This window comes from Vibrio sp. ZOR0018 (assembly GCF_963865925.1).
In the GTDB taxonomy this organism is placed as follows: Bacteria; Pseudomonadota; Gammaproteobacteria; order Enterobacterales; family Vibrionaceae; genus Vibrio; species Vibrio anguillarum.
On sequence record NZ_CAWMCN010000108.1, the window covers coordinates 44,075 to 58,564 of the forward strand.

Genomic DNA, 14,490 nt, shown 5'->3' on the forward strand with positions numbered 1-14,490 from the left:
TCCTTTGAAAGGGGATGCGTTCACGCAGGCGATCAAGTTGTTTTATGTGGTGATTTGGATGTTGACTGTGTGTCTCTGTGCGTATGTAAAGGTTATAGGTTACATGCGTTCAGCTAGATAAGCTTGGTAATCAGGGATCTCGATATCGACCTCTTGCTCTATCAACTGTGAAGAGAACAAAAATTTAGCACTGGCGCGGTTTGTGGCAACTGGAATGTTCCAAACGCTGGCAATTCGTAGCAGAGCTTTTACATCGGGATCATGCGGTACGGCATTGAGTGGGTCCCAGAAGAAGATCAACACATCAATTTTGCCTTCAGAAATCAACGCGCCAATTTGTTGGTCGCCACCCATCGGACCGCTGATCATGCTTTTTATAGCAAGGCCAGTCTCTTTGCTGAGCATATTGCCAGTGGTTCCTGTCGCGTATAAAAAATGGCGCTGTAGTTTTTCTTTATTTTCTTTTACCCAGCGAAGTAGTTCCGGTTTGCAGTTGTCGTGAGCGACGAGAGCGACATGCTTATGCGCAGGCATAGTCCGAGTCGTTGTTTGCATTGAAGAGTCCCTATGATTCAAATCAGTATGTTAAATAGCGAAATCGCCACTTTTATTCAATCTCTTTTACGCTAAAAGTCGGCCTATATTCAGATGGAGATAACGAATCTGCAATTATCTGCGGATTGAGTGACATAGGCGTTAAGGATTCGATAATCGGGGCGGCTTTTTTTTCATAAGGTTGCTGATTGAAAAAAGCCGCAGCTTGTTGAATGGAAAGCCTGCCTTGCGCGACCATTTTATCCGTTGGCGCAAATTCGACTCGGCCACGCAGCAGCCCGCGGTAGACGCCATGACTTAAATAGGTTGCCACCAAACCGATGTGGTTTGTCATCCCTGAGGTTCTCAATTCGCTGATCGCCGCTTCAATCGCGACGGCGCTGCCCACAATATAGCGAAGGTCAGCTCGCTCCAGAGCTTGTTGTACTAAATTACGCTGCAGTTCTTTATCATTATCTGCCCATAGGCTTTCCACTACGTTGATATCGCTGTCTTGTATTGCGCGATAAAAACCTTGGCTAACAGGTTGAGTACCACCACTGGTTTTCGGGCCAAGTAGCAAAGCTATATTGGTTTTTCCACTGCCTTGTGGGTGCTTATCAGCAAGATATTTTCCCGCGTAGTATCCCATCCAATACCAATCGACACCCACTTGACCTTGTAGCCGTGCAGCCTGCTGCTGATTGAGAATGAGCTGATTAACCGTTGCAAACACAGGCGTAGAAGCGACGTATGTGCTTAAGTCTGTCGTGTAAAGATCCGGTGCCACAGTACCGAGAATAATCGCATCAGCGCCCCAACGAACGCACAATGAAAGCTGTTCTTTTTGTCGTTCATGATTAGGATAACCACCCGATTCTAACACGCGTAAATTCAACTTCTGTTTTCTCGCCTCGTCAACCATTCCATAGTTGACTGATAACCAATAGGAATCTTTGAGGTGAGGGTATAAAGCGCAGACTTTCTTATGGGGTTCGGCGAATGTTGTGTTGCTAACCAAGCTTAAAATCAGCAGTAAAAGCGTTGGGGAAATAAGGTTTAAGATCAATTGCATTCGCTATTCGTTGGCATAACGTGAGTAAACACTGCAAAATATAGCCCATTCCGTGTTGCTTAAGAAGTAATGTTTGAGGTTGGGTGCCATGTTGTTAGCCAAAGCCAGTATTGGCCGAAAATTAATGTTGTCCTTTTCGGCAATGGCCCTGCTCGTTTTGTTATCGGCGTTGATCGGTGTGTTTGGTTTTTCGCTGGTGGCTAAAACCGAACGTAATGTGGTGAATTCTGCCATTCCTTCGATGCTGGAAGCGCGTCAAGTGTCGGAGTTAAGCACACGAATCATTACGTCTGTGCAAATGTTAACCAACTCAAAAACAGAGCAAGAGCGCCAGCAGTATGGCAAAGCGCTTTTCGATCAGCTTCAATCTTTGCTTAATCACATCAAGCAGTTGGGTGCCGATTCCTTTGATTCAGAACTGCTGACGCGCCTAGAAAATGATGTTCAAAGCGTTATCGATACACTGGCTCAGCTTGGTATTACGGTTGAGCGTAAGTTGTATCTGGCACATGACTTAAGTGTTCGAGTGGAAGAGATGCGACAACTGGCGCTGCAATTGGAAGAGCTGACACGCACTCAAGTGCTCAATACCAGTACCATCGCAGTGGCGAATGTGACGCACATTTATGACTTGCTACAAGCCGATAAAACATCACAAGCGTACCAAGCGTTAGACGCTTTAGTGGAAGTGGACCTCGATCTTTCAGAGCGCTTGCATGAGCTTCATTTGTTGGCGTTCAAAATGCTCAGCCACATCGAAGAGACACGCACGGTTACCGATGTTGAGCGAATCCAACAAATCCAAACAGAGTTTTTGCATAACCTCACCATCATGCAGCGCAGAGTACGCGCGGTAGAAGACCCGACGCGTTCGAAGCAAATGACAGAGCTGCTTAATGAGTTAGAAAAGCGCAAAGTGGTTTTTAGTGTTTTGCAGCAACGTTATGATAACGAACAGGTCGCGAAATCGCTCACACAAAACACCTTAGTACAGTTTTCAGATCTCAATACTACCGTCAGCCGCTTAGTGGATGACTCCAATCGTACAACGACTCACGCTGTTGCGCAGCTCTCTACAACCTTGAACATGGCACAGTATACATTGACCTTATTAACCTTGGTTGGCCTTCTCATTGCAGCTTTCATTATGTGGAAGGTCGTCTATCTGTCGGTGGTAAAACGTTTAGCCGAATATTCATCGGCACTGTTATCCATCGCAAAAGGGCAACTGCAGGTGGAAGTGGCAGTCCAAGGAGAGGATGAACTGGCGCAAATGGGGCAGGCGATCATCACGGCTCGCAATACCGCGCAGTCTCTTAAAGTGGTGGCGGAAAGTGAAGCGCAGGCGAGAGAGGCGTTACAAGAACATAAAGAGCACTTAGAGGAAGTGGTTACCGAGCGAACAGAACAATTACAACACACCAATGAGAAACTCAATATGGAAGTGTTGAATCATGCCAAAGCTCGCAACTTAGCCGAGCAAGCCAACCGCGCTAAATCGGCATTTTTGGCCACCATGAGTCATGAAATCCGCACACCAATGAATGGCGTATTAGGCACGGCTCGTTTATTACAAGAGATGCCATTAACCGTTCAACAGCGCCAGTATGTGGACGTGATTAACCGCAGCGGCCACACCTTGTTGTCCATTTTGAATGATGTGCTGGATTATTCAAAAATTGAGGCCGGACACTTAGAAATTCGCAATGCCAACTTTAATTTGCATCAAATGGTGGACGATGTTTACCAACTGATGAAAGGACGTGCTGAAGAAAAGTCGCTTGAATTTACCAAGCAGATTGAACTGGATGTTGCTCCTTTTTGGGTGGGTGATATGACTCGCTTGGGTCAAGTGCTGACGAACCTTGTGGGTAATGCCATCAAATTTACCGATCAAGGTTATGTGGATATTTATGTCAGTCTTGATGCTGAAATGCCTAATCAAGTGACATTTGAAGTGTCGGATTCCGGTGTTGGAGTCAGTGAACAGGATCAAATCAGGCTGTTTGATGCGTTTACTCAAGCTTCCAGTGAGCAAAGTTACAAAGGCGGTACTGGGCTTGGTTTGGCTATCAGCAAACGGCTTGTTGAAGCCATGGGCGGCGAGCTTAAGCTTGAATCAGATTTAGGCAAAGGAAGCCGTTTTGAGTTTACTGTTCCTTTACAGCGAGGAGAGGCAGTGAATGAAGTGGTTAAAAGGCCGATAGCCGCGACGCGAGAGGCCAACATCTTGCTGGTGGAGGATAACCCTGTTAATTGCATGGTTGCTGAAGGGTTTTTGACCAGTCTCGGCCATAATGTGCTCACCGCGAAAACAGGCGCTGAAGCTCGGGTTCTGTTTAGTGAACACAGGTTTGATATCGCACTGCTCGATATTAATCTACCTGACGTTAATGGTATTGAGCTGTTGGCGCAGCTCAAACTTATCGAACGTGAACAGTATTCGCATCTACGCCCCACACCGATGATTGCTATTTCGGCTCATGTGTTTAATGAAGAGGTGGAAAGCTATTTAGCGGCTGGTTTTGATGGCTATTTGCCCAAACCTTTAGTCAAAGAAGATCTTGCACAACTTGTCCAGCAACGTATTGAACACAATACCTTACCCGTTGAGTTGAGTGTGCCTACGCACGTAACCTCGGATAGCCAAAAATCCGCTCGTCCGATTATGGACGAGCGGATCCTACTCGCGGATATTGAAGTGCTAGGGCGTGACAAGATGGATGAAATCATTGAGCTGTTCGCCGATTGCACGCATGAATACCTACACGAGTTTCGTCAATCCAGGGAACAGGCTCAGGTCGTTAAGTCGTTAGCACACAAATTGAAAGGTTCAGCTGGCAGCTTAGGTTTGCATGCCTTGTTTGATCTGTGTTTAGTCATTGAGAAAAGTGCTGACTCTGCGCAAACTTATCAAGAGCTACAAGCGGAATTAGAAGCCTTAGCCGCTCAATCCATTCATTCACTCAGGTTACTGTTTATATAAATAATTGGCTGTTGGCATCATTAAAAAGGGCCTGCGACAAGCGCAGGCCAAGTTCCCTGTGGAGCAAGGTTTTTTAGGGGGAGGTGTTGAGATCACTGAATAATTTTAATGATCTCATGATTAGCGGCGCAGAACCCTACATTCTACGCGGCTAATTCTTTTACTACTGGCAACGTCAATAAACGACAGACGTTAATATTACCCACGCCTTCGATCGATTCTAATTGTGTCATTAAAATGGATGAAATATGGCGATTAGCTGCGTCTTGTGCCAGAGCATTAAGCACTTGCTGAGACAGCAAATCCGCTTGTGTTGCTAATGATGGAATATAGGTTGGTGTAACGCCGCGCAAAATGGTTAATTTACGCAGCAGTTCAGGCCTGTCGGAGAGTGCCCAAATGGTAGCTTGGCTTTGACAGCGAGACATCAACAGGGGTGTTTCTCCCTGTTGAGTTAAAATGGCGACCCCAAGATCTTTATGAACCTTAGTCGCCGATATCATGGAGGAAAGCGCGAAGCTTTTGCCCGCATCGCTGCACAAATGATGCAGTTTATCCCATGAATTTTGCGCACAGCCTAACTCTTGTTCTGCACCATGAGCGATACGCACCATCGCTTCTACTGCTTCAATGGGATAGCTTCCCGCCGCTGATTCTGCTGACAGCATAATAGCGTCAGTGCCATCAATAATCGCGTTCGCTACATCAAGCACTTCTGCGCGTGTTGGCAGCGGGTTGTCAATCATCGACTCCAGCATCTGTGTTGCGGTGATAACGGGTTTACCTAAATAGTTTGAGCGCGCAATCAACGCTTTTTGTACGCCGGGTAGGCGAGCATCACCGATTTCAACGCCTAAATCACCACGAGCAACCATCACTACGTCGGATGCATTGATGACCGCGTCCATGTTTTTTTGATCGCTCACCACTTCGGCTCGCTCTACTTTGGCGACAATATGTGCATGACAGCCGGCTTGTACCGCTAACCGGCGCGCTTCATGTAAATCCTGGGCATTACGTGGAAATGAGACGGCTAGAAAATCGGCTTGGAGTTTCGCGGCAGTGATGATGTCTCGTTTGTCTTTGTCTGTCAGTGCCGGCGCGGAAAGGCCACCACCGAGCAAATTAATGCCTTTGCGATTAGACAGCTTACCGTTGTTTATGACGCGAGTTTTTACCCACTGCTGTGGTTTGTTGAGTTCTTCGACCCGGAGTTGTACTCGGCCATCATCAAGCAGTAAAGTATCACCCAACTTCAAGTCTTGAATCAGCTGCGGGTAATCTAAGCCCACACGTTCTTGGTTACCAGCCATTGTGGGGTGAAGCCCATCGAGAATAAATGAGTCACCCGCTTTTAGAGTGATCGCACCGTCTTCGAAACAGGAAATACGGATCTTAGGTCCTTGTAAATCGACTAATATGCCGACACTGACACCAAGCTTTTGTGAAATGTCACGTACTAACATCGCGCGTTCAATATGCTCGTCAGCGATGCCGTGAGAAAAGTTTAAACGTACAACGTTAACACCAGCATTAATGAGCTTGGTGATCATCTCACGGCTTTGGCTTGCAGGGCCAAGCGTTGCAACGATTTTTGTTTTACACATAGTGGTATCCTATAACGACACTCGCTATAGCCATTTTACTTGAAGTTATGGTGGTGCTAATTGCACTTGTCCATTGCTCTCGGCCGACATTTAGTCGATTTTTCAAGTGATTTGGATATAGAAAATAAGAATGAAAATAAGAAAATAACAGGGGGGATTATCCCCCTGTATCAAGGGTGTTATAGATTAGAGACTTGGTTTCGTTTCCAGTATCTGGCCCGTAGGAGCATCAATATCCGTTACTTTCTTGGCATTCCATACCGTAGTCGCAAGCAGTAAAGAAATCACGCCAGCGGCCAACCAGAAATATTGTGCTTGAGTAAAGTCATATTTGGTTACGCCATCCACTTCCGTCATTTTAATCAGTGATGAAGACACCAGTTCTTGAGCCGAAGCGGCTAAGTAAGAGAACAAACCAATAAAGCCCTTTACGGCACCGACGGCATTTTTAGGCATTAAGTCACAAGCCGTTAGGCCAGCAAGAAATACGACAAGCCCACCAATCGCAAAACCAATTAAGCCTAGAGCAACAGCATCTACCATACGGTTATCGGGGCCGAAGAACATCAAGCACATACCTGCAATGTTGGCAAATCCGTAAAGTAGCGTTGGGATATGACGGTTAGCGTTGAATACTTTATCTGAAATGATACCAGACAAAATAGCGCCCGCGAGGCCTGCAATAGGGTAAGTGGACATTGCAAAACCAGCATCAATCAGTGAGTAGCCTTTGGTTTCTTGTAGGTATAATACCGCCCAAGAAGACATCGCATAGCGAGAGATATACATCGCGGCACAAGCAGCGGCAATCAGCCAGACAGTCGGCTGCTTCAAAATGAACAGTTGAGCGCGACGTGTTTCCTTTGGATCGTTGGCTTTTTTGAACTCGGGCTCTTCACCAAATGCTGTTGCAACATCAGGTAAACCATAGGTTTGCGGACGATCTTTCAGTACAAAGAACATAATCAATGCAGCGATGATGGCAGCAATGCCCGCACCGATGAAACCTGCTTGCCAGCCTAAATAACTCACTAGCGTTGCTGTTAGAATCCAAGTGATGCCTTCGCCGATATTTCGAGATCCTCCCCAAATTGAATAACGGCTTCCGCGTTGTTTAGGTGAGAACCATTGGAAAAGCGAGACGCAAGAAGGCGCAGAACCCACCGATTGGAACCAACCATTGACGGCCCAAAGTAACACAAAGAAGAATGCCGTGGTGTTCAACCCCATGAATATGGCAGTGGCACCGGAAAGCAGTAGTGAGAACGACATAAATCGGCCGATGTTGGCGTAGTCAGAAAGGAAACCGTTCGAAAACTTACCAAATGCGTAGGTGAAGAAGAAGGCTGATCCCATGATCCCGAGTTCTTCTATCGATACGATGCCCGCATCAAGCATCGGTTTTTTAACGACACCTAAACTCATACGAACCACATAGAACATGGCGTATCCAAAGACTAAGCCTAAGAATACTTGCCATTGAAAACTTTTGAAACGCGATTGCATTGCGCCCTCAGAGCTATCCGATAGCGGTAGATCTGGGCGAGTTTTAAAAAAGTTAAGCATGGAGCTCTCCATTCATCAAATACTAAATAGGGTTATTACTAAATAGGGTTGTTTCGTTGTCGGAATGCATCTTCAAACAAATGGGTATGGGGCTCAAAAGTGCCAATTTGAGGCAGAAATGACTCAAATTGAGAGTGTGAATGGGTCAAAAATGGGAATTCAGCGAAGGGTAAATTATGTTTTGCTGATAAAATTGAAATTGTAATACGCTGTTTTGCGTCATAACTGACACAAATGTTTAATAATTTATTTTTAGCTAAACGGTAGAGTTTTGAGTGAACGCACAATTTTTAGGGTTTTGTGATTTAAAAGCGGTTTCCCGTTCTTGTACCTTATTACGCTGGTGCAAATGGATGGTGCTACTAGGATCGATAGCGGCGGCTATCAATACCGCTTATGCAAAAGAGAATGAGTTAGTCATACTGACCACATTTTCACGTGAACCCTTGCTACCTCTTATTGAAGAGTTCAGCAAACAGTATCAAGGTGTTGATGTGCAAGTTGTCCATCGTAGAGCACAATCGAGTATTCAACTGCTTAATAAAAGTTATATCCAGAATATTGATGTAGTGCTGAGCTCATCGCCTTTTTTAATGCAGCATTTAGCAAATAGCAATAAGCTCGCAACCTTACCTGCCCATTTGCAACCACCAGAATGGTTAAAACCCTACATGTTACCGCCAACTGATAAAGTCGTGACGATAGGCTATTCTGGCGCTGGTTTGGTATGGAATCGTGACTATCTCAGCTTACATCATTTACCGACGCCTACGTCGTTCACCGATCTGGCTAATTTTATCTATTTTGACCACATCACGATGAGTACCCCAACACGTTCGGGTACTACTCAGTTAATGGTCGAGAGCATTCTTGCTAAATATGGTTGGCAACAAGGGTGGCGGATTTTACTGAACGTGGGGGCAAATTTAGGGACAATTTCCTCACGCAGTTTTGGTGTGAGTGATTATGTAGCCAAAGGGCAATTTGGGATAGGCCCAACGATTGATAGCTATGCCAGCATATTAGAACGAAAATTTGAGCACGTTCAATTTCGCTATGATGAAAGTTTTACCCTAATGCCCACATACGTCGCCCAAGTGAGCCTGCGTGAAAATGATCAATATGCGAAGGCATTCATCGATTTATTGATGTCAAAAGCGGTACAAACGAATATGGATAGCAATGATTTTTCTAAACATGCGATAAACGATAAATCCCTGTTTAATGAGGCATATACACAGTTGTCCATGGCATCCATTACACATCGTGAGGAGTTAGTTAACTTATTGTTTGAAATTGCGATTACCAAACGCTTACCTCAGTTAAAAGACACTTGGCTCGCAATCAATCATGCTAAAACCAAGTACGCACACAATGAACCCGCTCTGAAGCTCATTGAAAATATTGAAACTCGAGTGTTCTCTTTACCTGTGACCGAAACAGAGTTAGCCGTGGTATATCAGTCATGGCAAAAAATCAGTGTTGATGATGTGCAGTATGAGACACACTCCGCCGCCATTTCTATGCAAGTAGCGGAACTGACGCATCGTTGGAAGATGCAGTTGGCATTAACCTTAGAAGAAGCTTTGTCCGATCTAAAAAACTTGGACCGGGTCGATACGCCATGATTTTTCCGAAATACAACACGATTGGCGCGAGACTGGTTTTGGCCTTTGCTTGTAGTACCTTGCTGTTGACGATTGTCAGCATCGTCGCATGGGGAACATGGAATAGTTTAGATAATCAAGTGAGCGAGCTGCTTGATAAAAGTGTTCCTAAATATAATGCCAGTTATCTGCTCGAAAGCAGTAGTTCGGAAATTAAAAGACGGATCGAAATCATCTCAAATACGCGTAACAAAGTTGAGTTGGATGAGCAACGGCAACGTTTGGATAACAATTTAACGACGATCAGCAAAATATTAAGTGAGATTGAATTGAACAGCGAGCAGCAACGGCTGCTTGCTGGGTATCAACGGCTACGTAATCTTAGTGAGCAATTTGGTCTTCTGGTCGGGCAACGGATTGATCAAAGTCGTCAAATTGAGTTACTTCAAGAGCAGATCCAATGGCTACATCAAGATATTGGTTCTGAGTTGACTCCGCTGCGCCAAGAAATACAGTGGCAGCTAGAGCGTAAAATGAAAGGTAATGAAAGCGACATGCTGTTTGCGAGTTTAGGGGCTGTCCAGTCTATCTTAGATGGTGAGGCTCAAACGTTTATGTTCGCAAAAGAGCTCATCCAATCTAAGCATATTAGCCAAGTGAATAATGGCATGAAAGTACTACAGTTCCGCCTTGAAGAACTGTACGCACAGAGTGCACCGATTTTTTCACAACCTGCAACCATCGCCTATCAACAATTACTCAGTGAGCTAATGGATGTATTGAGTTTGAATGGCTCTTTCCATCAAAACTTACGTTCTATGGTGCGTTTAAATGCTCAGCTTGATGATATTCGAGCTGAAGTTCAGCAACAGCTTCTCCACCAACATACTGATATTGCGATGTTGGTAGCCAACGCCGATGAGTCGTTTGTTCAAGCGAAAAAAGAGACCACGGAACTGGTTTCTCATGGTAACCGTATTCTGTTTGTCTGCTTTAGCTTATCGATCATTATCAGTTTGTTTTTGACTTACTATTTCATCAATCGTCGGATTGTGGGCCGACTTAACCGCCTTAGCGACAGTTTAGATGCCATCATTCATAACGATCTTTCACACCCTATTGTGGTAGACGGCAGAGATGAAATTGGCCGGATCAGTGAAAAATTGGTTCAGTATGGTAAAAAAGTGGAGGAAATGGACCGAACCAACGCACTGAGTTTGATTAACAATACGCAAGCGAGTTTAATCACTTGTGATTTGGATGGTTATATTGAATCGGCTAACTTAAGCGCTCGTGTTCGCTTGAATATAGACCAGAATGAGGACCCGAAAGCCTTTTGGCTCTGTTTTTCAACGTCAACTCAATCGCAGTTGCAAGCACTGTTTAACCCAGAGGCTAAGTTGATCGAAAATGGTGCAGATGTCATTACGCTATCGTTAGGCGATGTGGATAAACCTTATTACTTGCGCTTGTATTTACGTAAGTATACCCACGGTTTAAGCGATAAAGTTATCATCACGATTACGGATGTTACCGATCAAGAGCACGCTAATCGATTATTAGAAGAGCGAGTTCGAGCAAAAACTCATTCATTACGTGAAAAAAATCATCAGTTACTCGCTGAAATTGAGCAGCACCACCGGACCGAAAACCATCTTAAAAAAACACAAAGTGAGTTAGTACAAGCCGCTAAAATGGCGGTGGTCGGGCAAACGATGACCAGTTTAGCGCACGAATTGAATCAACCATTAAGCGCAATGTCGACTTATCTCTATAGCGTAAACCTTGCTTTAGAGCAGAAGAAAACAGAGCAAATCAGACATTCCATCGATCATATTGAACATTTAACAGAGCGAATGGGCAAAATCATCAATGGGCTACGTCATTTTTCTCGTAAAAGTAGCAGTGATGAAACCCTTACCCCTGTCTTGATTACTGATGTTATCGGTCAGGCTATGTTGTTGGTTGAAACGAAAGCGAAACGTCAACAAATAGTATTGCAAAGCCATATTCATCAACCAATTCAAGTCATTGCAGATCAAATCGGCTTGGAACAGGTATTGATTAATTTGTTGGTAAATGGCTGTGAAGCGGTTGTGGGATGTGAGCACAAAAAAGTTGACGTGATATTGCTGTCGAGTACGCCAACGCATCACGTTGTTGCAGTATGCGATTCAGGGGCTGGATTTGCTCATGATGTCGTTGAAAAACTCTTTACGCCCTTTACCACGACCAAAGAAGTAGGGTTGGGCTTAGGGCTGAATATTTGCCGCTCGCTCATAGGAAAAATAAAGGGTCAAATTTATCTTGCCTCGACAGTCAGCCGAGGTGCAATGGTCGTGCTGGAGTTGCCTTATGAATCATAATTATTCTGTTTTATTGATTGATGATGACCAAGATGTCCTTGACTCATATTCTCATCTTATGTCGATAGCTAATTTGCCATCAAAAGCACTTCTTAACCCCACCAAAGCGTGTGAGTTTATCCATTCTGATTGGGCTGGAGTGATATTGCTTGATGTCTATATGCCACAAATGAACGGCATTGAATTGCTTAAAGCGATTAAATCGATTGATGAGCATATTCCTGTGATTGTCATTACTGGCCACGGAGACATTCCTATGGCGGTAGAGGCGGTCAAAATAGGGGCATGCGATTTTCTTGAAAAGCCAATCAATCCTGCGGAGTTATTGAGCTTAGTGAAGAAAAATCTCGATATTCGTCGTCATTTTGTACAACAAAAAACGGCTATGGCCAACTCAATCAAATGCGAACTCATCGGAAAATCCGCTCAAATGGGGCAAATTCGCCACCATGTTGCTCAGTATTCAATGCTCAACAGTCATGTTGTTATTTGTGGAGAATCGGGTGTTGGGCGGCATACTATTGCATATCTCATCCACCAACTGACACAGGGTAATCATGCTTCATCTCTGGTGGAATTAACCGTTTCATCAGCGACCACGCTCGCACAGATTGAACAAAAATTAGATGCAAGTGAAAACGGTACATTGCTAATAGACCACATCGAATTACTTTCTGAAGAATTGCAGCGTTATTTGACTCAGAGGATGCTTAACCAAGAACGCCTAAGCAAAGCTCGAACGCGCGTGATTGCTATTTTAGGTACGGAACCTGAGGCCTTGATTACGGCTAATCGGTTGCAGCCAGAGCTCTATTATTTGTTAAACCAAGGCGTGATAGAGGTGCCTGTACTTCGACATCGTCCCGATGATATCGCTACTTTGTTCCATTATTTTCTCAAGCAGAGTTGTAATAAATTGGCGAAACCTTTGCCAGCGGTAGAACTGAGTTATTTGTCGCTACTGCGTGCACATCAATGGCCGGGAAATGTACGAGAGCTGAGAAATGTAGCTGAATTATATGCGATAGGTATTGTAAAACTGACGGGAAAAGAGCGTTTGTACAATCAGTCTGATCTTTTATCACCGCTTGATGAATTGGTGGATGATTACGAAAAGCAAATTATTGAAGATGCATTATTTCTCCATTCTGGTCGCGTCGCTGATGCCGCAAATTATCTGCAAGTACCGCGTAAAAAGCTCTACTTACGAATGAAAAAACATGGTTTAGAAAAGGATGACTTTAAAAGTCGTTATTAGTTTTTCAATTTTAGGTGGTGGATCAGTTTGATAATGCTGGCATGGTAATGAAAGGCCGCTACATAAAGTATCCAATACAAAAAAAGTACAAAAAAAGCAGCGCCCAATTGCGCTGCTTGATGTAGCTGAATCTATGCTATTGGAATGTGGAAATCACTATTCACTCGTCTAAAAAATGAGGCTAAATGATAGCTTGTTCCAAAATTTCCCGTGATTTTTCAAGCGTGATGGCTTGCTGTTCACCCAAAACAAGCATTCCATGTGCGTTCAGTTGAGCGATAACTGCGTCTATGGCCGCTTGCTTGCTACTGTTATGATCCGCAAACTGGGTTGGAACATTCAAGCTGTGGTAGAAGGCTTCAATCGCATCGATTGTGCGTAAGGCAAGATCGCTAGTTTGATTGAGTCCAAAGACATTTTTGCCCATTTGCTCAAGTTTAGCGCGTTTGTTCTCAAGTTGATTGCGCAGTAGGGAAGGCTGCACAATCGCTAGCGAACGGGCGTGATCAACATGCCATAATGCGGTGAACTCGTGACCAATCATATGAGTCGCCCAATCTTGTGGAACGCCAGTACCGATCAGGCCATTTAGTGCTTGGTTTGCTGTCCACATCAGGTTTGCTCGCCATCCATCATTATCACGCTGGTCATATTGTTGACCCAATACCAGCAAGTTTTTAAGTAAAGTTTCGGCATAGCCGTCTTGAACCATTGCATTGGTTGGCAAGGTTAAATATTGCTCACAGACGTGTACCCAAGCATCAACAATACCGTTGATCAACTGGCGCTCAGGCAGTGATTTCATTACATCTGGATCAAGCACTGCGAACTTAGGCTGTACCGCTGGAGCCATAAAGGCCAATTTGTCTTGTGTTTGTGCTTTGGTAATGACCGCACCCATGTTGGATTCAGAACCGGTTGCTGGCAGAGTCAGAATTGCACCGATAGGCGTAGCTTCAGTAACTTGATGTTTACCCACCATGATGTCCCAGCCATCCCCATCATACTTAGCCGCCGCGGCAACGTATTTTGAACCATCGATAACCGAACCACCACCCACGGCAAGAATAAAGTCGATGTCCTGTTCTTTGACGATAGCAACCGCTTTATCTAAGGTTTCTTTGGTTGGGTTTGCTTCTACACCTGAAAACTCGACCCATTGGTGGTCAGTGAGTGCACTCACGACTTGGTCATAAACACCATTTTTTTTGATCGAACCGCCACCGTAGATCACCAGTACTTTTTGGTCAGTTGGAATCGCCTGACTGATCGCCGAGATTTGGCCTTGGCCGAAGTGAATTAGAGTAGGGTTAACATAAGTAAATTTCATTATTCTCACCTTTGCTTATAGAAAAGGAGGCGGCGCCTCCAAGGCAGTGTTTTACGATGTGCATATTAGTATTAATTATCCAGTCAATATAGACCAATTTCTCGAAATTAATTGCCTAATTCTCTAATTGTCGTATTCTTCCTTCAGTTTTGATAAGGGGG

The 14,490-nt window shown here is 44.5% G+C and carries 9 protein-coding genes; 4 read left to right on the forward strand and 5 right to left on the reverse strand.

Going from position 1 to position 14,490, the window contains the following annotated elements; translation table 11 throughout:
* Positions 1-99 precede the first annotated feature (99 nt).
* Together AACR75_RS09060 and torT are read right to left on the reverse strand one after the other, a co-directional pair.
* Positions 100-555, reverse strand: coding sequence for a methylglyoxal synthase (locus AACR75_RS09060; RefSeq protein ID WP_026027464.1), 456 nt, complete (start codon positions 553-555; stop codon positions 100-102).
* Between the two features lie 52 nt (positions 556-607).
* Positions 608-1,609 carry a TMAO reductase system periplasmic protein TorT gene (torT, locus tag AACR75_RS09065; RefSeq protein ID WP_047689672.1) on the reverse strand — a complete coding sequence of 334 codons (1,002 nt, stop codon included), beginning with the start codon at positions 1,607-1,609 and terminating at the stop codon, positions 608-610.
* Positions 1,610-1,697: 88 nt separating this feature from the next.
* Here torT and torS point away from each other — a divergent pair, with 88 nt between their 5' ends.
* Positions 1,698-4,595, forward strand: coding sequence for a TMAO reductase system sensor histidine kinase/response regulator TorS (gene torS / locus AACR75_RS09070; RefSeq protein ID WP_047689674.1), 2,898 nt, complete (start codon positions 1,698-1,700; stop codon positions 4,593-4,595).
* A 143-nt stretch (positions 4,596-4,738) separates the two neighbouring features.
* On the opposite strand, the gene pyk is transcribed toward torS, so the two are convergent.
* A complete protein-coding gene (pyk, locus tag AACR75_RS09075; protein ID WP_047689675.1) occupies positions 4,739-6,202 on the reverse strand; it encodes a pyruvate kinase in 1,464 nt (487 codons plus the stop codon).
* 186 nt (positions 6,203-6,388) lie between these two features.
* Entirely contained in the window at positions 6,389-7,768 is a 1,380-nt protein-coding gene (locus AACR75_RS09080) for an MFS transporter (RefSeq protein WP_026028333.1), read from the reverse strand.
* A gap of 275 nt (positions 7,769-8,043) precedes the next feature.
* On the opposite strand from AACR75_RS09080, the gene AACR75_RS09085 reads away from it, so the two are divergent.
* Genes AACR75_RS09085 through AACR75_RS09095 form a run of 3 tightly spaced genes read left to right on the forward strand, consistent with a single transcriptional unit; the run spans position 8,044 to position 12,999 of the window.
* The gene (locus AACR75_RS09085) at positions 8,044-9,396 is read left to right on the forward strand and encodes an ABC transporter substrate-binding protein (RefSeq protein WP_047689678.1); all 1,353 of its coding nucleotides are present in this window, start codon (positions 8,044-8,046) and stop codon (positions 9,394-9,396) included.
* Positions 9,393-11,741: an ATP-binding protein gene (locus tag AACR75_RS09090; protein WP_047689680.1), complete on the forward strand. Its 2,349-nt coding sequence runs from the start codon at positions 9,393-9,395 to the stop codon at positions 11,739-11,741. Before AACR75_RS09085 ends, AACR75_RS09090 begins: the two co-directional genes overlap by 4 nt.
* Positions 11,731-12,999 (forward strand): sigma-54-dependent transcriptional regulator, encoded by a 1,269-nt coding sequence (locus tag AACR75_RS09095; protein WP_013867894.1) that lies wholly within the window; start codon positions 11,731-11,733, stop codon positions 12,997-12,999. Before AACR75_RS09090 ends, AACR75_RS09095 begins: the two co-directional genes overlap by 11 nt.
* 181 nt (positions 13,000-13,180) lie before the next feature.
* On the opposite strand, the gene AACR75_RS09100 is transcribed toward AACR75_RS09095, so the two are convergent.
* On the reverse strand, positions 13,181-14,329 hold the full coding sequence (locus tag AACR75_RS09100) for an iron-containing alcohol dehydrogenase (RefSeq protein ID WP_026029117.1): 1,149 nt from the start codon (positions 14,327-14,329) through the stop codon (positions 13,181-13,183).
* Positions 14,330-14,490 lie beyond the last annotated feature (161 nt).